The 24,806-nt window shown below is 35.8% G+C and carries 26 protein-coding genes and 1 pseudogene; 23 read left to right on the top strand and 4 right to left on the bottom strand.

Going from position 1 to position 24,806, the window contains the following annotated elements:
* The 6 genes from carA to FYJ50_RS03195 are packed head-to-tail and all read left to right on the top strand — an operon-like array spanning nucleotide 1 to nucleotide 7,159.
* On the top strand, nucleotides 1–1,083 hold the full coding sequence (gene carA / locus FYJ50_RS03220) for a glutamine-hydrolyzing carbamoyl-phosphate synthase small subunit (protein WP_154459589.1): 1,083 nt from the start codon (nucleotides 1–3) through the stop codon (nucleotides 1,081–1,083).
* The gene (carB, locus tag FYJ50_RS03215) at nucleotides 1,076–4,282 is read left to right on the top strand and encodes a carbamoyl-phosphate synthase large subunit (RefSeq protein WP_154459588.1); all 3,207 of its coding nucleotides are present in this window, start codon (nucleotides 1,076–1,078) and stop codon (nucleotides 4,280–4,282) included. The genes carA and carB overlap by 8 nt, the downstream gene beginning before the upstream one ends.
* A 1-nt stretch (nucleotide 4,283) precedes the next feature.
* The gene (locus tag FYJ50_RS03210) at nucleotides 4,284–5,009 is read left to right on the top strand and encodes a dihydroorotate dehydrogenase electron transfer subunit (protein ID WP_154459618.1); all 726 of its coding nucleotides are present in this window, start codon (nucleotides 4,284–4,286) and stop codon (nucleotides 5,007–5,009) included.
* Nucleotides 5,009–5,917: a dihydroorotate dehydrogenase gene (locus tag FYJ50_RS03205; protein WP_154459587.1), complete on the top strand. Its 909-nt coding sequence runs from the start codon at nucleotides 5,009–5,011 to the stop codon at nucleotides 5,915–5,917. The genes FYJ50_RS03210 and FYJ50_RS03205 overlap by 1 nt, the downstream gene beginning before the upstream one ends.
* Complete coding sequence (gene pyrF / locus FYJ50_RS03200; protein ID WP_154459586.1) at nucleotides 5,917–6,612, top strand: orotidine-5'-phosphate decarboxylase; 696 nt, start codon at nucleotides 5,917–5,919, stop codon at nucleotides 6,610–6,612. Before FYJ50_RS03205 ends, pyrF begins: the two co-directional genes overlap by 1 nt.
* 46 nt (nucleotides 6,613–6,658) lie before the next feature.
* The gene (locus FYJ50_RS03195) at nucleotides 6,659–7,159 is read left to right on the top strand and encodes a MarR family winged helix-turn-helix transcriptional regulator (protein WP_154459585.1); all 501 of its coding nucleotides are present in this window, start codon (nucleotides 6,659–6,661) and stop codon (nucleotides 7,157–7,159) included.
* A 48-nt stretch (nucleotides 7,160–7,207) separates the two neighbouring features.
* Here FYJ50_RS03195 and FYJ50_RS03190 read toward each other — a convergent pair whose 3' ends face one another.
* The gene (locus FYJ50_RS03190; RefSeq protein WP_154459584.1) at nucleotides 7,208–7,459 is read right to left on the bottom strand and encodes a hypothetical protein; all 252 of its coding nucleotides are present in this window, start codon (nucleotides 7,457–7,459) and stop codon (nucleotides 7,208–7,210) included.
* A 102-nt stretch (nucleotides 7,460–7,561) separates the two neighbouring features.
* On the opposite strand from FYJ50_RS03190, the gene FYJ50_RS03185 reads away from it, so the two are divergent.
* The 11 genes and pseudogenes from FYJ50_RS03185 (at nucleotide 7,562) to tsaD (ending at nucleotide 16,504) form a co-directional block, all read left to right on the top strand.
* A complete protein-coding gene (locus tag FYJ50_RS03185; protein ID WP_154459583.1) occupies nucleotides 7,562–8,899 on the top strand; it encodes an aminopeptidase in 1,338 nt (445 codons plus the stop codon).
* On the top strand, nucleotides 8,889–9,779 hold the full coding sequence (locus tag FYJ50_RS03180; protein ID WP_154459582.1) for a YitT family protein: 891 nt from the start codon (nucleotides 8,889–8,891) through the stop codon (nucleotides 9,777–9,779). Before FYJ50_RS03185 ends, FYJ50_RS03180 begins: the two co-directional genes overlap by 11 nt.
* Nucleotides 9,780–9,916: 137 nt before the next feature.
* Complete coding sequence (gene pyrE / locus FYJ50_RS03175) at nucleotides 9,917–10,582, top strand: orotate phosphoribosyltransferase (RefSeq protein WP_154459581.1); 666 nt, start codon at nucleotides 9,917–9,919, stop codon at nucleotides 10,580–10,582.
* A complete protein-coding gene (locus FYJ50_RS03170) occupies nucleotides 10,566–11,378 on the top strand; it encodes a class I SAM-dependent methyltransferase (RefSeq protein ID WP_235900910.1) in 813 nt (270 codons plus the stop codon). The genes pyrE and FYJ50_RS03170 overlap by 17 nt, the downstream gene beginning before the upstream one ends.
* 36 nt (nucleotides 11,379–11,414) lie before the next feature.
* Nucleotides 11,415–11,996, top strand: a complete 582-nt coding sequence (locus FYJ50_RS03165; RefSeq protein ID WP_154459579.1) for a cytidylate kinase-like family protein — start codon at nucleotides 11,415–11,417, stop codon at nucleotides 11,994–11,996.
* A gap of 93 nt (nucleotides 11,997–12,089) precedes the next feature.
* Nucleotides 12,090–12,565: pseudogene (tnpA, locus tag FYJ50_RS03160) on the top strand (IS200/IS605 family transposase).
* A 134-nt stretch (nucleotides 12,566–12,699) separates the two neighbouring features.
* Complete coding sequence (locus FYJ50_RS03155) at nucleotides 12,700–14,034, top strand: replication-associated recombination protein A (RefSeq protein WP_154459578.1); 1,335 nt, start codon at nucleotides 12,700–12,702, stop codon at nucleotides 14,032–14,034.
* Nucleotides 14,031–14,483, top strand: a complete 453-nt coding sequence (gene tsaE, locus FYJ50_RS03150; RefSeq protein ID WP_154459577.1) for a tRNA (adenosine(37)-N6)-threonylcarbamoyltransferase complex ATPase subunit type 1 TsaE — start codon at nucleotides 14,031–14,033, stop codon at nucleotides 14,481–14,483. Before FYJ50_RS03155 ends, tsaE begins: the two co-directional genes overlap by 4 nt.
* A complete protein-coding gene (tsaB, locus tag FYJ50_RS03145) occupies nucleotides 14,476–15,066 on the top strand; it encodes a tRNA (adenosine(37)-N6)-threonylcarbamoyltransferase complex dimerization subunit type 1 TsaB (RefSeq protein WP_154459576.1) in 591 nt (196 codons plus the stop codon). Before tsaE ends, tsaB begins: the two co-directional genes overlap by 8 nt.
* Nucleotides 15,063–15,494, top strand: a complete 432-nt coding sequence (gene rimI, locus FYJ50_RS03140; protein WP_154459575.1) for a ribosomal protein S18-alanine N-acetyltransferase — start codon at nucleotides 15,063–15,065, stop codon at nucleotides 15,492–15,494. Before tsaB ends, rimI begins: the two co-directional genes overlap by 4 nt.
* Before the next feature lie 8 nt (nucleotides 15,495–15,502).
* Nucleotides 15,503–16,504 (top strand): tRNA (adenosine(37)-N6)-threonylcarbamoyltransferase complex transferase subunit TsaD, encoded by a 1,002-nt coding sequence (gene tsaD / locus FYJ50_RS03135; protein ID WP_154459574.1) that lies wholly within the window; start codon nucleotides 15,503–15,505, stop codon nucleotides 16,502–16,504.
* Nucleotides 16,505–16,519: 15 nt separating this feature from the next.
* On the opposite strand, the gene FYJ50_RS03130 is transcribed toward tsaD, so the two are convergent.
* Nucleotides 16,520–17,116 carry a cytidylate kinase-like family protein gene (locus FYJ50_RS03130; RefSeq protein WP_154459573.1) on the bottom strand — a complete coding sequence of 199 codons (597 nt, stop codon included), beginning with the start codon at nucleotides 17,114–17,116 and terminating at the stop codon, nucleotides 16,520–16,522.
* 68 nt (nucleotides 17,117–17,184) lie between these two features.
* On the bottom strand, nucleotides 17,185–18,537 hold the full coding sequence (locus tag FYJ50_RS03125) for an ArsB/NhaD family transporter (RefSeq protein ID WP_154459572.1): 1,353 nt from the start codon (nucleotides 18,535–18,537) through the stop codon (nucleotides 17,185–17,187).
* A 233-nt stretch (nucleotides 18,538–18,770) separates the two neighbouring features.
* Here FYJ50_RS03125 and FYJ50_RS03120 point away from each other — a divergent pair, with 233 nt between their 5' ends.
* The 5 genes from FYJ50_RS03120 to phoU are packed head-to-tail and all read left to right on the top strand — an operon-like array spanning nucleotide 18,771 to nucleotide 22,741.
* Complete coding sequence (locus tag FYJ50_RS03120) at nucleotides 18,771–19,592, top strand: phosphate ABC transporter substrate-binding protein (RefSeq protein ID WP_205946402.1); 822 nt, start codon at nucleotides 18,771–18,773, stop codon at nucleotides 19,590–19,592.
* Nucleotides 19,589–20,482 carry a phosphate ABC transporter permease subunit PstC gene (gene pstC, locus FYJ50_RS03115; protein ID WP_154459570.1) on the top strand — a complete coding sequence of 298 codons (894 nt, stop codon included), beginning with the start codon at nucleotides 19,589–19,591 and terminating at the stop codon, nucleotides 20,480–20,482. Before FYJ50_RS03120 ends, pstC begins: the two co-directional genes overlap by 4 nt.
* Nucleotides 20,475–21,332 (top strand): phosphate ABC transporter permease PstA, encoded by an 858-nt coding sequence (gene pstA / locus FYJ50_RS03110; RefSeq protein WP_154459569.1) that lies wholly within the window; start codon nucleotides 20,475–20,477, stop codon nucleotides 21,330–21,332. Before pstC ends, pstA begins: the two co-directional genes overlap by 8 nt.
* Nucleotides 21,333–21,335: 3 nt before the next feature.
* Nucleotides 21,336–22,091, top strand: a complete 756-nt coding sequence (pstB, locus tag FYJ50_RS03105; RefSeq protein ID WP_154459568.1) for a phosphate ABC transporter ATP-binding protein PstB — start codon at nucleotides 21,336–21,338, stop codon at nucleotides 22,089–22,091.
* On the top strand, nucleotides 22,091–22,741 hold the full coding sequence (phoU, locus tag FYJ50_RS03100; RefSeq protein ID WP_154459567.1) for a phosphate signaling complex protein PhoU: 651 nt from the start codon (nucleotides 22,091–22,093) through the stop codon (nucleotides 22,739–22,741). The genes pstB and phoU overlap by 1 nt, the downstream gene beginning before the upstream one ends.
* A gap of 18 nt (nucleotides 22,742–22,759) precedes the next feature.
* On the opposite strand, the gene FYJ50_RS03095 is transcribed toward phoU, so the two are convergent.
* Nucleotides 22,760–22,918: a hypothetical protein gene (locus FYJ50_RS03095; protein WP_154459566.1), complete on the bottom strand. Its 159-nt coding sequence runs from the start codon at nucleotides 22,916–22,918 to the stop codon at nucleotides 22,760–22,762.
* A 166-nt stretch (nucleotides 22,919–23,084) separates the two neighbouring features.
* Here FYJ50_RS03095 and FYJ50_RS03090 point away from each other — a divergent pair, with 166 nt between their 5' ends.
* Nucleotides 23,085–24,806 (top strand): Na/Pi symporter, encoded by a 1,722-nt coding sequence (locus FYJ50_RS03090; protein ID WP_154459565.1) that lies wholly within the window; start codon nucleotides 23,085–23,087, stop codon nucleotides 24,804–24,806.

Raw genomic sequence — 24,806 nt, 5'->3', positions numbered from 1 at the left:
ATGGAAAGATTATTGGTTTTAGAAGATGGCAGTGTCTATCACGGAACGGCTTTTGGAAGCGATGATTTTAAAATTGGAGAATTGGTCTTCAATACTTCCATGACAGGATACCAGGAAATTTTAACAGATAATTCGTATTGCGGACAGATTGTAATGATGACCTATCCTTTGATTGGGAATTATGGAATCAATCGTGATGACAATGAAAGTATGAATCCATGTGTTTTTGGATTTGTGATTCGAGATTATTGTGAAAAACCAAGTAATTTTAGAAGTTTATCTACATTGGATGAATATTTAAAATTGAAAAACATTCCTGGAATTTATGGAGTGGATACTCGTGCAATCACAAAAAAGATTCGTACTGCAGGAACGTTAAAGGCAATCTTTGCCAATCCAGATGAGGATATTGATGCAATCGTTAAAAAATTAAAAGAAAGTGATTTTATGCACAATCAGGTATCTCTTGTGAGTACCAATCGCATATTCCCAATGCCAAATCGTGGAAAGAAAGTGGTTCTGATGGATTTTGGTGCCAAACTGGGAATTGTTCGTGAATTGTCCAAACGTGGATGTGATCTGATCATTGTTCCTTATAATACACCAGCCAGTGAAATTATGGCTTTTCACCCAGATGGAGTGATGCTTTCCAATGGGCCAGGAGATCCACAGGATGTACAGGTTGCCATTGATACCATTCGCCAGCTGATTCCACAAACCGTTGTGTTTGGAATCTGTTTAGGACATCAGCTGATTTCTTTAGCTTGTGGAGCGAAAACATATAAATTGAAGTTTGGGCATCGAGGAGCCAATCATCCGGTTGTGAATTTAAAAAATGGACTGGTTGAAATCACATCGCAGAATCATGGATTTGCGGTGGATATCGATAGTTTAAAAAACACAAGACTGGAAATGACACATCAGGCTTTAAACGATAAGAGCTGTGAAGGAGTGGCTCATAAAGACTATCCTTGTTTCAGTGTACAGTATCATCCAGAAGCCAGTGCCGGTCCAGAAGACAGTCGTTATCTGTTTGATCAGTTTATTGAATTAATGGAAAAGGAGAATCAGAAAAATGCCTAAAAGAAAGGATATTCACAAAATATTAGTAATCGGTTCGGGTCCAATTATCATTGGACAGGCCGCTGAATTTGATTATGCCGGAAGCCAGGCTTGTCAGTCTTTAAGAGAAGAAGGATATGAAGTGGTTCTGATCAATTCCAATCCAGCAACCATAATGACCGATTCTTCTATTGCTGATCGTGTTTATATTGAACCATTAACACTGGATTTTGCCAAACGAGTAATCTATAAAGAAAGACCCGATGCCATTTTAGGATCCTTAGGAGGACAGACAGGATTAAATTTAGTCGTTGAACTTCATAACGACGGGATCTTAGATGAATTCAATGTAGAAATTTTAGGAACGGATCTAGAAGCCATTAATCGTGCCGAAGACAGAGAATTGTTCCGTTCTTTAATGCAGGAAATTGGAGAACCTGTTCCAGAAAGCAGCATTGTTCATACAGTGGATCAGGCAGTGGATTTTGCGAATCAATTGGGATACCCTCTAGTGGTTCGTCCAGCTTATACACTGGGAGGAACCGGTGGTGGTTTTGTGGACAATGAAGAAGAATTAAGAGAAATCTGCGAAGCCGGATTAAAAATTTCTCCAGTTCATCAGTGTCTGATCGAACAAAGCATAGCGGGATATAAAGAAATTGAATACGAAGTTATGCGTGATGCCAAAAACAATGCCATTGTGGTATGTAATATGGAAAATATTGATCCGGTAGGAATTCATACCGGAGACAGTATTGTCGTGGCTCCGGTCCAGACTTTAACGGACCAGGAAAACCAGATGTTACGTAATGCCTCTTTAAAAATTATTCGTGCTTTGAAAATCTGTGGAGGATGTAACGTTCAGCTGGCATTAAATCCAAAAAGCTTTAAATATTTTGTGATTGAAGTCAATCCACGTGTATCCAGATCCTCAGCCTTAGCTTCCAAAGCAACGGGATATCCCATCGCAAAGATCAGTGCAAAACTGGCTGTTGGTTTAGGATTGGATGAAATTATCAATCCGGTCACAAAATCAAGTTATGCCTGTTTTGAACCGGCTTTGGACTATATTGTGACAAAATTTGCTCGTTTTCCATTTGATAAATTCCCAAATGCGTCCAGACGTTTAGGAACGCAGATGAAGGCAACGGGAGAAGTTATGTCCATTGGTCGTACATTTGAAGAATCTTTCTTAAAAGCTGTACGTTCTCTGGAAATGAAAGTGGATCACTTATATAAAAAAGAATTTGAAACATATTCAAAACAGGAATTATTCAATAAAATCAAAAATAATGATGATGAAAGAATTTTTGCGATTGCCCAGTGGTTGCGAGATGGATACGATGTAAAAACCATTCATGAACTGACAAAAATTGATAATTTCTTCTTATGGCACATACAGAATATTATCGCTCTGGAAAAAGAATGCAAAGATCATCCAGAAGATGTAAATGTATTAAAAAAACTAAAGAAATCGGGATTCTCAGACAGTTATATTTCAAAAATCTGGAATATGAAAGAAGAAGATCTGTATGCTTTACGAAAAGAAAATCAGATTGTTCCTGTCTTTAAGATGGTTGATACTTGTGCCTGTGAATTCAGTTCAGAAACACCTTATTTCTATTCTACTTATGAACAGGAAAATGAATCCATACGTTCCAATCGTAAAAAGATCATTGTTTTAGGTTCAGGTCCTATTCGAATTGGACAAGGGGTTGAATTTGATTATGCGACGGTTCACTGTGTGGAAACTTTACGTAAAGAAGGTTATGAAGCCATTGTCATCAACAACAATCCAGAAACGGTATCAACGGATTTCTCAATCAGTGATAAATTATATTTTGAACCATTGACAACCGAAGATGTTATGCATATCGTTGAATTAGAAGATCCATTAGGTGTCATTGTACAGTTTGGTGGACAGACCGCAATCAATCTGGCGGATTCTTTAGAAAGACATGGAGTTAAAATATTAGGTACAACTTTAGAATCCATTGACTGGGCAGAAGACCGTCATGAATTTGAAAAAATGCTTAAAAAACTGGACATCCCTCAACCAGAAGGAGAAACAGCTGTTACGGTAGATGAAGCTCTGATTATTGCCAACCGCATTGGTTATCCAGTACTGGTTCGTCCTTCCTATGTATTAGGAGGAAGAGCTATGGAAATTGTTCATGATGATGATGAACTTCGTGTATATATGGCAACAGCGGTAAAAGAAATCAGTCACGATGCACCAATTTTAATTGACCGCTATGTAGTTGGAAAAGAACTGGAAATTGATGCCATTGCCGATGGAGAAGATGTATACATTCCTGGAGTGATGGAGCACATTGAAAGAGCGGGAATTCACTCAGGGGATTCCATCAGTGTCTTTCCAACACAACGCATTGATGAAAAGACAAAACAGACCATTATCGATTATGCGACTCGTATTGGTAAAGGATTTAAGTTTATTGGGCTGTACAACATTCAGTTTATTGTCGATAAACAGAATCGTGTATATGTACTGGAAGTCAATCCAAGATCCAGTCGTACCGTTCCATTCCTGTCAAAGATTACAGGGGTTCCAATGAGCTATATTGCCACAAAATGTGTATTGGGACAAAGCATTAAAGAACAGGGATTAACACCAGGATACCATCCAGAAGACAAAAGTCATGTCTATGTAAAAGCACCGGTATTCTCTTTCTCTAAACTTCATAAAGTGGATACTGTATTAGGCCCTGAAATGAAATCTACAGGAGAAGCTTTAGGATGCGATGTCAGTCTGGAAAAAGCATTGTATAAAGCACTGATCGCATCAGGTGTCAATATTCCAATGCATGGATGTGTCCTGTTGACCATTGCGGATGAAACCAAACCAGAAGCTTATGAACTGGCTAAGCGTTTCTATGCGATTGGATATGGAATTTACGCAACTGAAGGAACGGCTAAATATTTAAGAGATCGTGGATTGTTTGTTCATCAGGTCAGCAAAATTGATGATGGAGAAAATGATTCGGTACTGGACATTATTCGTAAGGGACAGGTTAACTTTGTCATCAATACAATGACAAATAAGAATCGAAAAGTGAACGATGATGGATACATGATTCGAAGAGTATCAGCAGAAAATAATATCAGCTGTATGACTTCTTTAGATACTGCTCAGGCTTTATTGCAGGTACTTGAATCCTTATCGTTTTCAACAATTAGTATGAATGAAATGGGAAAATAAAATGATTGAAGATGCACGTATTATATCAAATGTAGAAATCGCAAAAGATGTATATAAAATGGAATTGGAAACACAGATTTCAAAACTGGCTTTACCCGGTCAGTTTATTGAAATCAGTGTTCCTGGTTTCTTTTTAAGAAGACCAATTTCTATAAATGAAATTAAAGAAAATTCAATTGTCATTATATATAAAGTCCTTGGAGAAGGAACAAAAGTAATGACAACTTTAGAAGGAACATTAAATATATTTGGTCCTTTAGGAAATGGATTTCCAGTTGAAGAAAAAGAACATATTGTATGCATTGGAGGAGGAGTGGGAATTCCCCCTTTATATGAAAGTGCAAAACAGTATCTAAAAAATGGAACCAGAGTGGATGTTGTGATGGGTGCCAATGATTCTCAATCTTTATTCTTTATAGATGAATTTAAAGAACTGGGATGTCAGGTATATGTAGCTACAATGGATGGAAGCTTAGGATCAAAAGGAACGGTACTGGATGCGATCAAAGAAAATGATATTTCTTGTGATTTTATTCTGGCATGTGGTCCTTTACCAATGTTAAGAGCATTAAATTCACAATATAAGAAAGGATACATTTCATTAGAAGCACGTATGGCCTGTGGTATGGGAGCCTGTATGGGATGTGTTGTTAAAGATATTGAAGGACATTCTTTACGTGTATGTAAAGATGGTCCAGTATTTGAAATGGGAAAGGTGGTACTGTAATGGATCTGTCTATAAAACTGCCTGGATTAAACTTAAAAAATCCTATCATTCCAGCCAGTGGATGTTTCGGTTTCGGGAAAGAATTTGCCCAAATCTATGATTTATCTCTTTTAGGAGGCATTGCCATTAAAAGTGCTACCCCAGAAGAACGTTTTGGAAATCCGACTCCAAGAATTGCGGAAACACCAATGGGAATGTTGAACGCGATTGGATTACAGAATAAAGGAGTGGACTCCATTATTGAAAATGAGCTTCCTTTTTTAGCACAGTATAATACTGAAATTATTGCCAATGTGGCAGGGGCAACGGAAGAAGATTACGTAACGGTAATTGAAAAATTAAACGATCAGGATGTCATCAAAGCCTTTGAATTAAATATTTCCTGTCCAAATGTGAAACATGGAGGGATAGGGCTGGGAACCAATCCTGAACTGGCAGCTCATGTGACAAAAATGTGTAAGGAAGTGGCAAAAAAACCAGTTTATGTAAAACTGTCTCCGAATGTAACCGATATTGTATCCATCGCAAAGGCGGTGGAACAGGCAGGTGCAGATGGTCTGGTCCTGATCAATACTTTATTAGGAATGCGTATTGATTTAAAAACGGGAAAACCATTACTGGCCAATGTGACTGGAGGATTGTCTGGACCAGCAATTAAACCAGTGGCCATTCGTATGGTTTATCAGGTGGCACAGGCGGTAAACATTCCGGTAATTGGAGTGGGAGGCATTACCTGTGCAAAAGATGTACTGGAATTTTTAAATGCGGGAGCCAGCGCTGTTGAAGTAGGAGCTCAGAATTTTGTGGATCCAATGGTCTGTGTGAAAATTATTGAAGAATTGCCAAAGGTGTTAGAAGAATATGGCTATTCTTCCATTCATGAAGCAATAGGAAGGAGTTTTAAATAATGTCAAAAACAATTGTTGCTCTTGATTTTTCTTCGAAAGAAGAAGTGGTTCAGTTTTTAAGTCAGTTTAATGAACCTATTTATGTAAAAATTGGTATGGAATTAACATATGCCTGTGGTCTTGATATAGTTAAGACTGTAAAAGATATGGGACATAATATTTTCTTAGATTTAAAACTACATGACATTCCTAATACAGTAAAAGGAGGAATGAAGAATTTAGCAAAATTAGGTGTGGATATTACCAATGTTCATGCCGCTGGTGGTATTGCGATGATGAAAGCCGCAAAAGAAGGCTTAAAAGAAGGGGCACAAGGTGGAAAAACACCACTTTGTATCGCAGTCACTCAATTGACTTCTACTTCAAAAGAAGCAATGAACAATGAATTAGGAATTGATGGAGAAGTAATCGATTGCGTTGTGAAATATGCTTTAAATGCCAAAGAAGCAGGATTGGATGGAGTGGTTTGTTCCGTTCATGAAGCTGCTGCTATTAAAAAAGCCTGTGGTCCAGATTTTTTAACAGTCACTCCAGGTATTCGTCTTGCCAGTGATTCTGTAGACGATCAGAAACGTGTGGCAACGCCAGCTTATGCCAAAGAACAGGGTTGTGATTACATCGTAGTGGGTCGTTCGATCACAAAATCAAAAAATCCAAAAGAAACATATGATTTAATTGAAAATATGATGAAATAGAAGCGATTTATGCTTCTATTTTTCTGTTTAGTGCTAAAATAAGAATATGTTAGATCGTCAGAAGAAAATATTATATTTTAATACATTTTTAAATTTTTCCAGATTTATATATGTGAATTTAGAGAAACAATGGGAAAAAGTAGCCAGAGAGAGTGGTTTGTCCAGTGCCCAGCAGCATTGTCTGTGGATCTTATTTATTCACGAAGGAATGACTTTAACACAATTATCCAATATCGCTTTATGGAATAAGAGCACTACTTCTGAAATTGTGACTCGACTGGAAAAGAAAAAATGGATTTACAAAAAAAGAGACAATCATGAAATAAAATTGTATTTAACAGAGGATGGAAAAAGTTTAGTAAAAAATAGTGTAAAAAATTCATCCTGTGAACAGTTTATTTCGATATTTGATTCTTTAGAAGAAGATGAAATTAAACAGATACTGGAAACCTTAAAACAATCCTGTGATTTAATTTCTCTAAATGAAAATAAGGATTTTAAATCCTTTGTATTAAATTATTCAAAAGATATTAAGGACAAGCTTTGATACAAACCTAGTCAAGTAGACATGGGAAATATTTAAAAATCTCATCGATCAACAACCCATTCCAGTTTGGTTTGGGTTGTTTTTTATTTCTTCTATAATCATTTCTTTTTGATGTTTCTTCTTTGATTCAATTTCATTCCAATATCTTACATATCTTACTGATGGAATAATTGGATATTGTGTAAATTCCTTTTGTTCTAAAGATTCTTTTCGTACTTGTCCACATGTTTTACCATTCAATCTTTTTTGAGGATAATGATTGATGTAATAATCTAAGGTTCCTTTGATAGCTTGTCTCATCTCTTCTTTAGATGTTATGTTTGGATACAGAATAAACAACATGTCTTTAAGTTTGTCCTTTTTATCTGGTTGATGTAAGATTAGATGGCAGGAGGATAAGGTATGGAAGAAAAAAATTTAGATCAGGTTTGTGATACCTATAAACAATATTTAAGTCAGGCAAAAACAGAAAGAGAATGTGTTTCTTTACTGGTAAAACTGGCAAAAGAAAATGGATATCGTGAATTAGATGAATACAAAGAATTAAAGCCCAATGATAAAATTGTGATTCCTTATATGAATAAATGCATTGCCCTATTTCAGGTTGGAAAACAGCCACTTGAAAAGGGAATGAATATATTAGGAGCGCATATTGATTCACCAAGACTGGATGTCAAACAGAATCCATTGTATGAAAATGAAGGATTTGCGTATCTGGATACTCATTATTATGGAGGAATCAAAAAATACCAGTGGGTGACTCAGCCACTGGCCATTCATGGAGTCGTTGTTAAAAAAGATGGACAGAAAGTGGAAATTCAGATTGGTGAAAAAGAAGACGATCCAGTTTTTGTGATTACCGATTTACTGGTTCATTTATCTTCTTCTCAATTGAATAAGAGTGCTTCTATGGTTATTGAAGGGGAAAATTTAGATGTATTAATAGGAAACCAGGCAAGTGAAGCAGAAAAAGAAGCAGTGAAAGCCAATATTTTACAGTTATTAAAATCAAATTATAATATTGAAGAAGATGATTTTGTATCCGCTGAACTGGAAATTGTACCAGCAATGAAAGCCAGAGACTGTGGTTTGGATCGTTCTATGATCATTGGCTATGGACAGGATGATCGTGTATGTGCCTTTACATCTTTTATGGCAATGATGGATGTAAAAGAAGTGGATCGATGGTCCTGTACGCTGTTAGTGGATAAAGAAGAAATTGGCAGTGTGGGAGCTACGGGAATGCAGTCTCGTTTCTTTGAAAATATGGTCGCGGAACTGGTTGCCAGAACACAGGGTGAATCGGAATTAAAAGTACGAAGAGCTTTAGCTAATTCCAGAATGTTGTCCAGCGATGTTTCGGCAGGGTATGACCCTTTATATGCAGATGTATTTGAAAAACGAAGTTCTGCTTTTCTTTCAAAAGGAATTGCCTTTAATAAATATACAGGTTCCAGAGGAAAGAGTGGTTCAAATGATGCCAATGCGGAATACATTGGATGGCTTCGCAATGTAATGGATCAGGCAGATGTATCGTATCAGTTTGCGGAATTAGGAAAAGTGGATGCGGGAGGTGGAGGAACCATCGCCTACATTATGGCAAAATATGGAATGCAGGTCATTGATAGTGGAGTGGCTGTATTAAGCATGCATTCTCCATACGAAGTAACAAGTAAAGTGGATGTATATGAAGCATACAAAGCGTATAGAGCTTTTTTGAGTTGGGAAGATGAAAAATAAAATAATAAATGTTGTTCAGGTTCTTATTGGAAATATCGTACTGGCAGTTGCGGTAGAAGCATTTATTGTTCCTTCTGGAATTCCTATGGGCGGAGCCACTGGACTGGGACTGGTTCTTCATCATTTTTTTGGATGGAGAATTTCAATGACTGTTTTAATGGTGAATGTTCTTTTACTGATTGTATCAGCTGTTTTCTTTGGGAAAGAATTTGTGGAAAAAACCATTTTCAGCACATTGGCATATCCAGTTTTGCTGGAGATTGTAGCTAACATTCCTGGTATAAGCACAATCACAAATGACTTAATGTTGTGTGCCTTATTTGGAGGTCTGTTGGTAGGATGCTCTATGGGACTGGTGGTAAAAGCAGGCGGTTCTACAGGAGGAACGGATGTGGTAGCCATGCTGCTGAATAAATATACACCATTGACAGTGGGAACCAGTGTATATCTGATTGATTTCTGTATTCTGGCTTTACAGGCTGTTTTCTCAAATAAAGAAATGATCTTATTTGGAATTGTATTAACCATTGTGATTTCAACGGTCATCAATCGTTTATTGCCAGATGGAAAAGTTTCTTTACAGGTTATGATCATTTCGAAAGAATATGAAAAGATTCGAAAGGAAATATTATTTCAGATTCAGGCAGGAGTGACTTTATTCTATCTGGAAACTGGATATGCCAAAGAAAAACAGAAAGGATTGATTTGTGTCATTCCGCGATATAAATTATACGATCTCAAAGAAATGGTTTATTGTATCGATCCTTATGCATTTATTACAATCAGTGTGGTCAATGAAGTCGATGGACAAGGCTTTACAACGGATCGGTTATCTTTTGAAGAGTATGAGCAAAAAATTGAACACAAGGAAAACCTATGATATAATCCAAATAAATTCGGTAACGAATCTTTGAGGGTAGTGTGTCAAGAATCCCTTGCCCCAACAGGGGCAACTCTTGACACTTTTTTAATTTGTTGAAAAATGATATGATAGTAACAAGTAAAAGGAGAAATAAAATGGAAGCGTATAAACAGGAATTTATAGATTTTATGTTGGAAAGTAAAGTGTTAAAATTTGGAGATTTCACTTTAAAATCAGGTCGTAAAAGTCCTTTCTTTATGAATGCAGGAGGCTATGTTACAGGAAATCAGCTGAAACGTTTAGGTGAATATTATGCTAAGGCCATTGTCGATCAGTATGGTTTGGATTTTGATGTGTTATTTGGTCCAGCTTATAAAGGAATTCCTTTAGCGGTTGCTACCGTTATTGCCTTTGATCATTTATATGGAAAAGAAGTACGTTACTGTTCCGATCGTAAAGAATTAAAAGACCATGGAGCTGATATGGGTGGTTTCTTAGGGACAAAACTTCAGGATGGAGACCGTGTCATTATGATTGAAGATGTTACCACTTCTGGTAAATCTATGGAAGAAACGGTTCCTAAAGTAAGAAATGCAGCCAATGTTGAAATAATTGGACTGATGGTTTCTTTAAATCGTAATGAAAAAGGAAAAGGAAATAAAACGGCTTTAAAAGAAGTTTCTGAATTATATGGATTTAAAACAGCAGCCATTGTATCGATGCCAGAAGTGATTGAATATCTGGAAGAAAAAAAGGCTTTGGATCCAGAATTAAAACAGAGAATCGATGCTTATTATGCAGAATATGGAGCAAGTGAATAAAGTGCCAGATGGCACTTTTATTATGGAGGAAAGTATGGATCTGAATGCCTACTATAATAAATTTAATGAAGAAAAACGATTGTTGTCTCGTCATGGTCAAGTTGAATATCGAATCACGATGAAAGCCATTCATAAATATTTAGAAAAAATGAATAATCCCGAAATTATTGAAGTGGGAGCGGGAACAGGACGATATTGTGTCAGCTTATCCAATGAAGGCTATAATGTATCCGCTATTGAACTTGTGAAAAGCAATCTGGGAACTTTAAAAGCGAAAAAAAGTAAAGTAAAAGCGTATCTGGGAAATGCGATCGATCTGCATCGGTTTCAGGATGAAAGTTTTGATTGTACACTGGTTTTGGGGCCTTTGTATCATTTAAAGACAGAAGAAGAACAGATACAGGCTTTATTAGAGGCCAAACGGATCACAAAAGAGAACGGTGTAATCATGGTGGCTTATGTTTTAAATGATTACAGTGTGATCCAGCATGCTTTTATTGAAGGAAAAATTATGGAATGCCTGGATGAATTAGATGATCAATTTCAGATTCATTCAAAAATAGATCTGTATAATCGAGTAAGACTGGAAACAGTCAATGAATTAAATGAAAAAGCAGGCTTAAAAAGCATTGAAAGAATTGCGGTGGATGGACCAACAGATTATTTAAGACCGGTTATTAATAAAATGAGTGAAGAAGAATTTGAAATTTTTATTCAATATGTAGATGCGATTTCTCATCGAGAAGAATTGATGGGAGCCAGCAGTCATATTTTGGATATTTTATCAAAAAAATGATAAAATGAAATTAGAAAAAAGAAAGGAGGATTGAATATGAGTTATTCAGTGGTAACGATAACTCGAGAATTTGGAAGTGGAGGACGTACCATCGCAAAGAAACTGGCTGAAGAATTGGGATATGATTATTATGATTATGAACTGGTTCAGAAAATTGCTCAGGAAAGCGGATTTGCGGAAGGCTTCATTGAAGAATTCGGGGAAGAAGTATCAACGGGTGGATTCTTTTCCTTTTTTGGAAACAACTGGGGTGCGTTAAATATTAATGATCAGCTTTATTTTTCGGAAAGAAAAGTCATACTGGAACTGGCAGAAAAAGGAAACTGTATCATTGTTGGTCGATGTGCCGATTATATTTTAAAAGACCGAAAAGATACTTTGAATGTGTTCATCTATGCCGATATGGAATGGAAAAAAGATCGCATTGTGAATCTGTATGGAGAAACCGATGTGGATATTGAAAAACGTATTCTGGAAAAAGACAAAAGAAGAAAAGCCTACTATAAGTACTATACCGATCGAAAATGGAATCGTGCAGCCAATTATCATGTATCTTTAGAATCCAGTGAATTGGGTATAGATACGTGTGTAGAAATTTTAAAATCAATTGTGAAATAATAATTCGAAATCAGGTGTTCAAAACCTGATTTTTTAAATTGCGAAGCAAATACCACGTGCTATGCGCGTGGCAGCAGACCTTTTAGTGTTAAAATGAATGACACGAAAAGTTTATCACATACTAGTTACAGATGTAAATATCACATAGTTATTGTACCAAAATACAGAAGAATGGTCATATACAACAAATTAAGAGCGGATATAGGAGCCATACTAAGACAGCTGATAGAAAGAAAACCAGATTGTAAGCAGATAGAAGCAGAAGCATGTCCAGATCATATTCATATGCTGATTGAAATACCACCAAAATATTCGGTTGCTCAATTCATGGGATATTTGAAAGGCATGCAAATTTAAAATATAAATTTGGTAATCGAAAATTCTGTGCCAGAGGATATTTTGTGGATACAGTAGGAAAAAATGAGAAAGTGATAAAAGAATATATAAGAAACCAACTTATCAAAGATAAGTTGTCCGATGAAATGAATATGAAAGAGTATATTGAACCGTTTACGAGTGAAAAGGTAAAAACAGCGATTTACCACGTCTCTTTTAGAGGCAGCATGTAGAAGCGTTGTGACTGGCGAGTCTTCAGTGGTCGAAGGACCTACGCAACAACACGTCCTTATAGGGTATTGAATACCACTAATTTTTATTAGTGGTTTTTATATTGTCTGATAAAACGTGTGCTATAATAGATGTCATGAAACAGGAATCTTTATTTGAAGAAAAAAACGATACACGTCCTTTAGCCGATCGTATGAGACCTGAAACATTGGATGAATATGTGGGACAGAAACAACTGGTCGATAAAGGAAATATATTATGGAAAATGATTGAAAACGATCAGCTGACTTCTATGATTTTCTGGGGACCTCCTGGAGTTGGCAAAACCACTTTGGCTCGTATTATTGCCAATCATACCAGAAGCTATTTTGTGGATTTTTCAGCGGTGACCAGTGGCATAAAAGAAATTAAGGATGTCATGAAAGCCAGTGATGAAAGAAGAATCTTAGGACAAAGAACGATTTTATTTGTGGATGAAATTCATCGTTTTAATAAAGCGCAGCAGGATGCTTTTTTACCGTATGTAGAAAAAGGAAGCATCATTCTGATTGGAGCGACAACGGAAAATCCAAGTTTTGAAATTAACAGTGCCTTATTATCCAGATGTCGTGTTTTTGTGCTTCATTCATTGGAAAAAGAAGATTTAGAAGATTTAATTGAAAGAGCTTTAAAATGCGAAAAAGGATTTGGTTCTTTGAAAATATCTATTTCAAAAGAAGATATATCCGCAATTGCTCAATTCAGTGGAGGAGATGCCCGTTTCTGTTTGAATACACTGGAAATGGTGGTTTACAATTCACCTAATGATTTAGAAGGAATTCATGTTTCAAAAGACATATTAAAACAATGTCTGCAGAAAAGATCCTTATTATATGACAAAAAAGGAGAAGAGCATTATAATATTATCTCTGCTTTACATAAAAGCGTTCGTAATAGTGATGTACAGGCTTCTATTTACTGGCTGGCAAGAATGCTGGAAGCAGGAGAAGATCCTTTATATGTCGCACGAAGACTGGTTCGAATGGCCAGTGAAGATATCGGAATGGCCGATTCCAGAGCTTTGGAGATAGCTGTTTCTGCTTATCAGGCAGCACATTATCTGGGAATGCCTGAATGCAATGTGCATTTAACGCATGCCGTTGTGTATCTGGCTTTAGCTCCCAAATCCAATGCACTGGAGGTGGCTTACAACAAGGCAAAGGAAGATGCTCTAAAAACATTGGATCTTCCGGTCCCTTTACATATTCGAAATGCTTCCACAAAATTAATGAAAGATCTAGGATACAATCAGGGATACGAATACAGTCATGATTATCCTTATCATATGACAGATATGAAATGTTTGCCGGATGAATTATTGAATAAAGAATACTATATTCCAGGCAATCAGGGTTCGGAAGTGAAAGTACAAAAGCGCTTAGAACAGATCAAGGCAATTAAGGCGCAAGTCGCAAGGAGTAGAAGGAAATGATCGTTGATATACATTCTTTAGAAGAAACAAAAGAATTTGCCAGTAAAGTGGCTTCCTGTATAAAAGGAAAACAGATTGTGATTACTTTAGATGGGGATTTAGGAGCTGGAAAAACCACTTTTACAAAGGCATTGGGAAAAGCTTTGGGAGTAAAAAGTGTCATCAATTCACCCACTTTTACCATATTAAAATCTTATAAACAGGAAAACGGAGAACCACTGCATCATATTGATGCATATCGTCTGGAAGGAAGCAGTCAGGATTTAGGATTTGAAGATTGTTTTGATGAAGGAATCTGTGTAGTGGAATGGTCACAGTTTATAGAAGATCAGCTTCCAGAAGATCGATTAAAAATATCGATTGAAGAAGGATTGGATGAAAACCGCAAAATTACAGTAGAATCAACCGGACCTGTATCTCAGTCGATTATGGAGGATTATTATGATTAGTTTATGTATGGATAGTGCTTATAAAAATCTGATTTTAGGAATTTATAAAGACGATCATTTACTGGATGGAATCAGTATAGAAGCTTTTAAGAAACAAAGTGAAACCATTTTTGTGGAATTGAATAAATTGTTAAAAAAAGTAAATTTAGATTATAAAGATATAGATCGAGTCATTATTACTGATGGACCTGGTTCTTATACAGGAATTCGAATTGCGATGACTATCGCAAAAGTATTATGTACCCAAATGAAAAAAGAATTGCACTGCATTTCTACAATGCAGCTTTATGCAGGAATGGATCCAGAAGCCAATGTGATCTTAGATGCTCGTTCAAAAAGAGCTTATGTAGCGCATTTACAGTCTGGAATCAGTGATAAAATTGAAATATTAGAAGTCAATCAGCTGAATGATTTTTTAGAAAAACATCCAGGGACTTTATATGGAGATGGATATTTAGTAAATCAGACAGAAGAAAAAAGTGATTTCTTAAAGAATTTTATTCAGGTTCCTTCTGTTAAAATTGAAAACATTCATGCCTTAGTTCCACAATATTTAAAAGAAAGTGATGCTTACAAAGTATGATCGTTAGAGAAATGACAAAAGAAGATCTTCCCAGAATCTTAGAATGTGAAAGAAAATGTTTTAAAGATCCATGGAATGAAGAAAATTGTTTAAATGAATTTGATGAAAATCCCTTCAGTCATGGCTGGGTACTGATTGATGAGCGAATTGTCGGATATGCATTTTTATGGGAAACATTTGAAATGGCACAGCTGGCTCGTATTGGAGTGGATCCAGATGATCAGGGGAAAGGATATGGGGATATATTATTGAAAGCCTGTATTCAAAGATCAAAAGAACAGAATTGTGAATTTATGACTCTGGATGTCAGAGTTTCAAATGAAAAAGCAATTCGTCTATATCAGAAAAATGGTTTTATCCAGGTAAATGTATCAAAAAGATATTATCCGGATGGAGAAGATGCTCTTGTGTTCACTCGAGCTTTATAGGAGGTCTTATGATTGTATTAGGAATTGAAAGCAGCTGTGATGAAACAGCAGTTGCCATCGTAAAAGATAAAAAAGAAATTCTTTCATCAATTGTTGCTTCGCAGATTGATGTTCATACTGAATTTGGAGGTGTAGTTCCTGAGGTAGCCAGTCGAATTCATGTTGAAAATATATCCTACTGTATTGAACAGGCTCTCCAACAGGCCCATTGCACAATGGAGGACATTGATGCAGTGGCTGTCACAAAAGGACCTGGGCTGATTGGATGTCTTCATGTAGGGGTTCAGGCTGCTAAAACATTGGCTTTTGCTTATCATAAGCCACTGGTTCCCGTTCATCATCTGGCAGGTCATATTTATGCCAATGAACTGGTTACGGATTTAAAATTTCCGGTACTGGCTCTGGTGGTATCGGGAGGAAATTCAGAACTGGTTTATATGAAAGATGAAATCAGTTTTGAAATATTAGGACAGACACAGGATGATGCGATTGGAGAAGCATATGATAAAGTAGCTCGTGTATTGCATTTAGGCTATCCTGGGGGTCCGAAAATCGATAAACTGGCTTCTGAAGGAAAACCTGTCTATGCATTGGCAAAACCAAAGACACAGGGGAAATATGATTTTAGTTTTTCTGGATTAAAAAGCAGTGTCCTTCAGTTTGTGAAACGGCAGGAACGTTTAAATCAGAGCTATGATATGGCTGACTTAGCAGCTTCTTTTCAGGAAACGGCATTAAATGAAATCTTTGATAAAGTCAAAGCCGTTTTAAATGATTATAAAGACATTAAACATTTTGTAGTCGGTGGAGGCGTGAGTGCCAATTCCTGTCTTAGAAAAAAAATTGAAGAATTAAAATTACAGTATCCGGATGTTATCTTTACTGTTCCTCCAATGTCCTGCTGTACAGATAATGCGAATATGATTGCTATTGCTGGACAGATTGCTTATGAAAGTGGAAGAAGAGCTGGTGAAGACTTAACTGCGGATTCAGGCTGGGAAATACAATAAAAAGAAGTGAATTTTTCACTTCTTTTTTCTTTCATCAATATAGTCAATTAGTAAATCAACTGTTTTATCAATTCCTAATTTAGAACTGTTAATGGAAATATCATAGTTACGAGAATCTCCCCATTTTCCCTGACAATAATGATTATGATAAGTTTTTCGCTTTCGATCCATTTGTTCGATCATATGTTTGGCTTCTTCTTTTGAAACATGGTGACGTTCCATTATACGTTCAATTTTTTTATCAAGATCACCAAGAATAAACATACTGATCATATTTGGATTTTCTTTTAAAACAGTTTCTGAGCATCTTCCTACAATCACAAAGGATTCTCCTTTTTCTGCCTTTTCTAAAAGCCATTCAAACTGAATTCTTGCGACATTTTCTTCTGGAGAATTGCTGAAACCACGAACTGTACGAGTTAAAAATCGATTTCTTGGTCTTTCATCATAAGATTCCAGTAATTTCAGATCCAGATTTTTTTCGGAGGCGATATTTTTTAATAAATCATAATCATAAAAAGGAAGATGATAATGTTCTGATAATTTTTTACCGATGAGATGTCCTCCACTGCCAAATTCTCGACCAATTGATAAGATACATTGTTTTTCCATTTGGATCCTTCCTTTCCCTTATCTTTAGGATACACCAAAAATAATGGATTTAAAACATTGACATTTGTTTACAAAATAATATATCGAACAAAGATGAATACCATCGATATTAAAATCACAAGAATCGTTGCTGGAACGGATACTTTACAATATTCTTTCCAGCTGATCGGATGTCCCTGTCTTGCGGCAATTGAAGTACCCACAACATTGGCACTGGCTCCAATTGGAGTGGCACTTCCTCCAATATCTGTACCCATTGCCAAAGTCCATGACAGAATGGATAAATCGACACCCGTTGTACTGGCCAATGTTTTGATCACCGGAATCATTGTTGCCGCAAATGGAATGTTGTCCACAAAAGCAGAAGCAAAAGCAGATACCCATAAAATGATGGCAACCATGATCATCATATTTCCTCCACTGATTTCTCCAATGAAGTTGGCAACCCTTATTAGAATACCGGTCTGTTCTAAGCCTCCAACTACAATAAATAAACCAATAAAGAATAACAGTGTTTTATAGTCTACATGTTTAAGAATATCTTTTGCTTCTTTTCCTGCAGTCAATAAAGTAATGGAAGCAATAAATACACCAATAAAGGCAACCGTAAGACCGGTCTGTGCATGTGTAATCAATAAAACGATGGCAATTAAAAAGATAATTGTACTGATAATAAATTCTCGTTTATTGGTAATTGCCGAACCTGGAGATGGCTGTTCAATATTCAGAACGTCTTTATTTTCCTGTTTCAGTTCTTTTCTATAGCTGAAGTAGAAGAAAAATACAATTACCACCAGAGAACTAATGGCAATCAATCCTGTATTGGTAATAAAATCCACAAAAGAATATCCAAGAGAGGTTCCGATGATAATATTCGGTGGATCTCCACACATCGTTGCCGATCCTCCCAGATTGGCACAGAAGATTTCAGATAAAATCATAGGAACGGGATTAAATTTTAACAATTGAGATAATTCTACCGTTACCGCTGCCAGAAATAGAATGACAGTGATACTGTCAATAAACATAGCTAATGTAAAAGACATGATCATAAAAGTAATAAAAATAGGAATGACTTTATATTTAACTGCATTTGCGATTGTCATGCATAACCATCGGAAGAAACCGGCTTTTGCCATTCCTTCAACCATAATCATCATTCCGGCTAAAAACAGTATCGTTGCCCAGTTGATTCCACTTGAACTCTCATTGGCTGAAATCTGATACCAGAAATTTAATGTGAAAATATTTTTAAGATTCATAGTTTCCAGAAAAGCATCCATACTGTGCATAGAAAGTCCAAAAACCAGAATAATGGTCGCAAGGCCACATCCTAATGTAACCCAATGTCGTTCAAATTTGTCAGAAATAATTAAGGCAAACATAATAATAAATATAGCCAGAGCAAATATTTGTGACATAAAGAACCCTCCTTCTGTAAAAAGATTTTTACATTTTTTTATTATAGTTTTATATATTTTGTTTTTCAATTTGATTTTTGATGTAAACGCTTACTGTTTATATTTCTTTAAATTCATTTATTATATATTCTTTTTACATTACTTTTACAGATGGAATCTTTTTGATTTTACATTTGATTTCTAATATATAGGCGTGATCACGAAGTGGAAAGGACATAAAAAATAGTATGAATATGAAGAAATTATTAGCTGCATCAACAGCTATCACAATGTTTGCATCTGTGCTTGCAGGATGTGGAAATACAGAATCAGTAAGTGGATCGGTATCGTTGGCAGGAAGTACATCTATGAATAAGCTATGCGATGCCTTATCGGAAAAGTTTATGGAAGAATATCCAGATATCAATGTTCAGGTAGAATATACAGGATCTACAGCTGGACTTGAAAGTTTACAGGCAGGAAGTGTTGATATTGGGGATGCTTCTCGTAGTTTAAGTGATGAAGAAAAGAATAATGGTCTGGTTGAAAATGTAGTTGCGGTAGATGGAATTGCACTGATTACAGATAAAGAAAATGAAGTAGCAGATTTAACAACTCAACAATTGGCAGATATCTACACGGGAAAAATCACAAACTGGTCAGAAGTAGGTGGAAAAGATGAATCCATCGTTGTGATTGGACGTGAAAATGGTTCTGGTACAAGAAGTGCTTTTGAAGAATTAGTGGGTGTTGAAGAACAATGTGCTTATGCACAGGAATTGGATTCAACAGGAGCTGTATTAGGAAAAGTAGCAGCAACACCTGGAGCAATCGGTTATGTTTCTTTAGATGTAGTGGATGATACAGTTTCAACAATTTCATTAAATGGTGTAGAAGCAACGGAAGAAAATATTTTAGCGGGTGATTATTTATTATCTCGTCCATTTGTAATGGCAACAATGGGTGAAATCAGTGAACAGAATGAAGCGGTTCAGACTTGGTTTGAATTTGTTGGATCCGATGCAGGTCAGGAAGTTATTTCCTCTTTAGGATTAATCCTTCCTGAGACAAAATGATTTCCCATAAAGAACGATTAGCGAAAGGAATTGTCACAGGATGTGCTTCTGTGGCAATTTTCGCTATTTGTTCCATTACGATTTATATGATTTTAAAAGGAGTTCCTGCTCTGTTTAAAGTAGGACCTCTAGAATTATTGTTTGGAACTGTATGGAGACCAACTGGATCCAATCCATCTTATGGAATTTTATATATTATTTTATCTTCTTTACTGGCTACTTTATGTTCAGTAGGGATTGGAGTTCCTATTGGAGTGATGAGTGCTGTGTTTTTAACGGAAATAGCCAATAAAAAATTAGCTTCCATTGTATCTCCGGCAGTTGAATTGCTGGCAGCAATTCCTTCTGTAATATATGGACTGCTGGGAATGATGATTTTGAATCCAGTCTTATTTAAACTGGAAAAATGGATCTTTTCAGGATCTTCAACCCATCAGTTTACTGGTGGAGCCAATATGTTAGCGGCCATCATTGTACTGGCTATTATGATTTTACCAACGGTAATCAATATGAGTGTCAGCGCGATAAGAGCGGTTCCATCCAGCTTAAAACAGGCTAGCCTGGCTTTGGGAGCTACAAAAATGCAGACCATTTTTAAAGCAATCCTACCAGCTGCTAAATCTGGAATCGTGGCTGGAATTGTACTGGGAATCGGACGTGCTATAGGAGAGGCTATGGCCATTAATATGGTATCTGGTGGATCGGTCAATATTCCACTTCCATTTAATTCCGTACGTTTCTTAACAACACAGCTGGTTAGTGAAATGAGCTATTCTCAAGGATTGCATCGTGAAGTTTTATTTACAGTTGGACTTGTACTTTATATATTCATCATGATCATAAATTTTGTGTTATTGAAAGTAAAAAAGAAAGGAGAACTGCATGCATAATAAAGTGAGAATTACGGACTCTATTTTATATGGAATCATATATTTATGTGCAGCGTTTTCCGTATTGCTGCTGGTGGGAATGTTATTTTATGTATGCATTCGAGGAATAGGAGCTATCAACTGGTCCTTTCTGACAAGTGTAACCTCTTCTTTAAAAGGAACAGTGGGAATTGCAGGGAATATTTTAAATACGTTATATATTATTGTATTGTCTATGCTTGTTTCTTTACCCGTTGGTATTGGTGCAGCAATTTATTTAAATGAGTACGCAAAGCCGGGAAAACTGGTCAATGCGATTGAATTTGCGATTGAAACACTGGCAGGAATTCCATCTATTATTTATGGTTTGTTTGGAATGATGTTTTTTGGACAGACTTTAAAGATGGGATATTCTTTATTGACCGGTTCTTTCACTTTATCTTTGATGATTCTTCCTCTGATTGTAAGAAATACACAGGAATCTTTAAAAACTGTACCAGATAGTTATCGTCAGGGAGCAATCGGACTGGGAGCTGGCAAATGGTATATGATCCGTACAATTCTGATTCCTTGTTCTCTTCCTGGAATTATAACGGGAGTAATCCTGTCAGTGGGAAGAATTGTAGGAGAATCGGCAGCTTTACTGTTTACAGCAGGAAGTGCAAAAATTCTACCAAAGTCGATCAAGGGATTTTTTTCAAAAATATTCCATTCTGGAGGTACGATGACCATTCAGCTGTATTTGAGTGCAACGGCAGATGGTGATTTCCAAACGGCTTTTGGAATTGCTTTTGTTTTAATTGTGATTGTATTTGGAATCAATATTTTAACAAAAGTACTGGCTAAAAAATTTGATAATACAAAGGGGTAATTTATGGAGAATATTATTGAGGTTCGAAATCTGAATTTATATTATGGAGATCATCAGGCTTTAAAAAATATAAATATGGATATCAAAAAGAATTCCATTACAGCTTTTATTGGTCCTTCTGGATGTGGTAAGTCTACATTTTTAAGAACGTTAAATCGTATGAATGATTTAATTGATTCAGTTCGAATTGAAGGATCGATTAAAATTGATGGAAAAGAAATATATGATAAAAATACAGATACCATTTCTCTTCGAAAAAAAGTAGGAATGGTCTTTCAGCAACCCAATCCATTTCCTATGAGCATATATGACAACATTGCCTATGGTCCTAGAGTTCATGGAATCAAAGATAAAAAAACACTGGATAAAATTGTAGAAGACAGTTTAAAACAGGCTGCTATTTATGATGAAGTAAAAGATGTACTGAAAAAATCGGCTTTGGGATTATCTGGTGGACAGCAGCAAAGAATTTGTATCGCAAGAGCATTAGCTGTACAGCCTGAAATTCTGCTGATGGATGAACCAACTAGTGCACTGGATCCGATTTCCACTTTAAAAATTGAGGAACTGATGGAGCAGTTAAAACAAAAGTATACAGTGGTTGTCGTAACGCATAACATGCAGCAGGCAGCAAGGGTAAGCGATGATACAGCGTTTTTTCTGGTAGGAGATTTAGTAGAATTTGGCAGTACGAAGCAGATGTTCTCGTATCCAAAAGATAAACGTACAGAAGATTATATAACAGGGAGATTTGGCTAATGCGATCAAAATTTGATGAACAATTAAAACAATTGCATATAGATTTACTGGATATGGCTTATCTGATTCAGGATGCAATCCAGAATGCGATGATATACTTTTTTGAAGCGGATATTAATGGAGCAAAAAAAATTATTAAAAATGATGAAAATGTTAATCATTATCAGAAAAAAATTGAAAATATCTGTTTCAATTTATTAATACAGCAGCAGCCTGTGGCAAAAGACTTGAGAACCATAACAGCGGCTTTGAAAATGGTGACCGATATGGAACGAATTGGGGATCATGCATCGGATATTTCAGAACTGGTCATTGATATGAAAGACTGTCCAATTCTGTTTAATGTGGATCGATTTAAAGAAATGTATTCAAATGTTGTATCCATGCTGATTCAAAGCATTAATGCTTATGTGAATAAAGACATTCAAATGGCAAAGGAATGTATAAAGGAAGATGATGAAATCGATTTGTTGTTTGATAAAAATAAAGAAGATTTAATTCAATTGATTCATGAAAATCCAGAAAAAGGAAGAGCCGCTGTAGATTTATTGATGGTGAATAAATATCTGGAACGAATTGGAGATCATGTTACAAACATTGCGGAATGGGTAATCTATTCTTTAGATAACAATCCAGTAAACGAACAATAGCTCGGAAAACCGAGCTATTTATTTTCTTAAGTAATAAAATATGGCTGCATATCCAGATAAAACCAGAGTACTTAAAACAACGATGGCATTGTATGGATATGAGAATGGAAAAGATATCAGTAAACCAGTAATCAATCCGATTAGAGAGATTAAAAATATATTTCGTTTGTATGTCATATGAATTCCTTCTTTCAACTTTAAATTAATATAGAATTGTAAAAATGAAAGAGAGTAATCTGTAAATAATACGTAAAAATATTGAAATTTTACATGCCCTTTACAATTAACTTTACTTAGAATTTACAAATCATTTTTATAGTAAAGTTACGAAAGGATATATTATATGGACATATTTAGTATTTTATCAATGATAGGAGGACTCTCCTTGTTCTTATTTGGAATGAGTGTTATGGGGGATGGATTGACTCAGTTATCTGGTGGACGTTTAGAGCAAATATTAGAAAAATTGACATCTAAACGTATTATGGCTGTTTTATTAGGGGCTTTAGTGACAGCTGTGATTCAGTCATCTTCGGCAACTACGGTTATGGTTGTGGGTTTTGTGAATTCTGGAATCATGAAATTGAATCAGACTGTTGGGATTATTATGGGTGCCAATATTGGAACAACCATTACCGCATGGATTTTATCTTTAACGGGAATTGAAAGTTCAAATTTACTGATTCAAATGTGTAAGCCAAGTTCTTTTTCACCGATTCTGGCTTTAATAGGTGTTCTTTTGTATATGCAGAAAAAAAGCGATCGTAAAAAAGATATTGGTACCATTCTTTTAGGATTTGCGACTTTGATGTTTGGAATGGAAACGATGAGTCAGGCAGTTTCACCACTGGCAGATAATCCATCTTTTACAGGAATTTTAACGATGTTTTCCAATCCAATTTTAGGAATCTGTGCAGGTGCTTTATTAACCGCTGTGATTCAGTCATCTTCGGCATCAGTCGGAATTTTACAGGCATTGTGTACAACAGGTGCTATTCGATATAACGTAGCGATTCCTATTATTATGGGACAGAACATTGGAACATGTGTGACCGCTTTGCTTTCTTCTGTGGGAGCCAATATCAATGCTCGAAGAACAGCTATGATTCATTTATTCTTTAATATGATCGGTACGATTCTGTTTATGATCGTATTTTATGGATCCAATGTATTTGTTCATTATACATTTTTAAATGAAGTGACTTCTGCAGCCTCTATAGCTTTGATTCATAGCTTATTTAACATTGGCTGTGTACTTGTACTTCTGCCATTCAGCAATTATTTAGTTAAACTGGCAACGTTATGTGCACCGGATAAAAAAGAAGAACAAAAAGAAGAACACGTTATGGGCTTGGATCGAAGATTCCTGGATCAGCCTGGCTTTGCGATCAAATTATGTCAGCAGGCGGTTATTGATATGGCTTGTTTTTCAAAAAAATCTTTTATACTGGCAATAGATAATTTAAAACATCCATCAAAAGATAAAAGAAATCGTGTATATGAACTGGAAGAAAAAGTGGATCTGTATGAAGAAGAATTGAATGCGTATCTGATTCAGCTATCTTCTACCAATCTTTCAGGAGACGACAGTAAGATGCTTTCTTTACTGCTTCATTGTGTAAATGATTTTGAACGTATATCGGATCATTCTATTAATGTTGTGGAAAGTAGTGATGAAATGATCAGAAACAACATACAGATGTCTGAAAAAGCAAAAATTGAACTGGATATATTTGCACAGTCGATAAAAGATATACTGGATCTGACCATTGAAGTATTTGAAACAATGGATACGAATAAAGCCAAAGAAGTAGAACCATTGGAAGAAGTGGTGGATAAGTTGAGTGAAGAAATGAAAAAAAGACATATTATGCGTTTGAGAAATGGCGAATGTTCTCTGGATGCAGGATTGGTACTGGAAGATTTGATTATATATTATGAAAGAGTGGCGGATCATTGCTCAAATATTGCTAAAGATCTGATGAGCATGGATGATCTGGTTTTAGATGCAACCTGGTTTAAAGATGAGTATAATAAAATTAAAGATGTTTATGTTTTACCTTAG

This window comes from Floccifex porci, assembly GCF_009696175.1.
Classification (GTDB): domain Bacteria; phylum Bacillota_I; class Bacilli_A; order Erysipelotrichales; family Erysipelotrichaceae; genus Floccifex; species Floccifex porci.
Note: the sequence above shows the minus strand (reverse complement) of the source record. Positions and strands in the feature narration are given on the sequence as shown.

Bases quoted from the DNA above. Each gene is read 5' to 3' on its own strand.
- FYJ50_RS03210 (WP_154459618.1), top strand. From the start codon at position 4,284: ATGATTGAAGATGCACGTATTATATCAAATGTAGAAATCGCAAAAGAT.
- FYJ50_RS03130 (WP_154459573.1), bottom strand. From the start codon at position 17,116: ATGGAAAAACAATGTATCTTATCAATTGGTCGAGAATTTGGCAGTGGA.
- carA (WP_154459589.1), top strand. From the start codon at position 1: ATGGAAAGATTATTGGTTTTAGAAGATGGCAGTGTCTATCACGGAACG.
- tsaB (WP_154459576.1), top strand. From the start codon at position 14,476: ATGATTAGTTTATGTATGGATAGTGCTTATAAAAATCTGATTTTAGGA.
- pstA (WP_154459569.1), top strand. From the start codon at position 20,475: ATGCATAATAAAGTGAGAATTACGGACTCTATTTTATATGGAATCATA.
- tsaE (WP_154459577.1), top strand. From the start codon at position 14,031: ATGATCGTTGATATACATTCTTTAGAAGAAACAAAAGAATTTGCCAGT.
- FYJ50_RS03155 (WP_154459578.1), top strand. From the start codon at position 12,700: ATGAAACAGGAATCTTTATTTGAAGAAAAAAACGATACACGTCCTTTA.
- pyrF (WP_154459586.1), top strand. From the start codon at position 5,917: ATGTCAAAAACAATTGTTGCTCTTGATTTTTCTTCGAAAGAAGAAGTG.
- FYJ50_RS03090 (WP_154459565.1), top strand. From the start codon at position 23,085: ATGGACATATTTAGTATTTTATCAATGATAGGAGGACTCTCCTTGTTC.
- FYJ50_RS03190 (WP_154459584.1), bottom strand. From the start codon at position 7,459: ATGAGACAAGCTATCAAAGGAACCTTAGATTATTACATCAATCATTAT.
- FYJ50_RS03170 (WP_235900910.1), top strand. From the start codon at position 10,566: ATGGAGCAAGTGAATAAAGTGCCAGATGGCACTTTTATTATGGAGGAA.
- FYJ50_RS03120 (WP_205946402.1), top strand. From the start codon at position 18,771: ATGAAGAAATTATTAGCTGCATCAACAGCTATCACAATGTTTGCATCT.
- carB (WP_154459588.1), top strand. From the start codon at position 1,076: ATGCCTAAAAGAAAGGATATTCACAAAATATTAGTAATCGGTTCGGGT.
- FYJ50_RS03185 (WP_154459583.1), top strand. From the start codon at position 7,562: ATGGAAGAAAAAAATTTAGATCAGGTTTGTGATACCTATAAACAATAT.
- FYJ50_RS03195 (WP_154459585.1), top strand. From the start codon at position 6,659: ATGTTAGATCGTCAGAAGAAAATATTATATTTTAATACATTTTTAAAT.
- FYJ50_RS03180 (WP_154459582.1), top strand. From the start codon at position 8,889: ATGAAAAATAAAATAATAAATGTTGTTCAGGTTCTTATTGGAAATATC.
- pstC (WP_154459570.1), top strand. From the start codon at position 19,589: ATGATTTCCCATAAAGAACGATTAGCGAAAGGAATTGTCACAGGATGT.
- FYJ50_RS03205 (WP_154459587.1), top strand. From the start codon at position 5,009: ATGGATCTGTCTATAAAACTGCCTGGATTAAACTTAAAAAATCCTATC.
- FYJ50_RS03165 (WP_154459579.1), top strand. From the start codon at position 11,415: ATGAGTTATTCAGTGGTAACGATAACTCGAGAATTTGGAAGTGGAGGA.
- phoU (WP_154459567.1), top strand. From the start codon at position 22,091: ATGCGATCAAAATTTGATGAACAATTAAAACAATTGCATATAGATTTA.
- tsaD (WP_154459574.1), top strand. From the start codon at position 15,503: ATGATTGTATTAGGAATTGAAAGCAGCTGTGATGAAACAGCAGTTGCC.
- FYJ50_RS03095 (WP_154459566.1), bottom strand. From the start codon at position 22,918: ATGACATACAAACGAAATATATTTTTAATCTCTCTAATCGGATTGATT.
- FYJ50_RS03125 (WP_154459572.1), bottom strand. From the start codon at position 18,537: ATGTCACAAATATTTGCTCTGGCTATATTTATTATTATGTTTGCCTTA.
- rimI (WP_154459575.1), top strand. From the start codon at position 15,063: ATGATCGTTAGAGAAATGACAAAAGAAGATCTTCCCAGAATCTTAGAA.
- pstB (WP_154459568.1), top strand. From the start codon at position 21,336: ATGGAGAATATTATTGAGGTTCGAAATCTGAATTTATATTATGGAGAT.
- pyrE (WP_154459581.1), top strand. From the start codon at position 9,917: ATGGAAGCGTATAAACAGGAATTTATAGATTTTATGTTGGAAAGTAAA.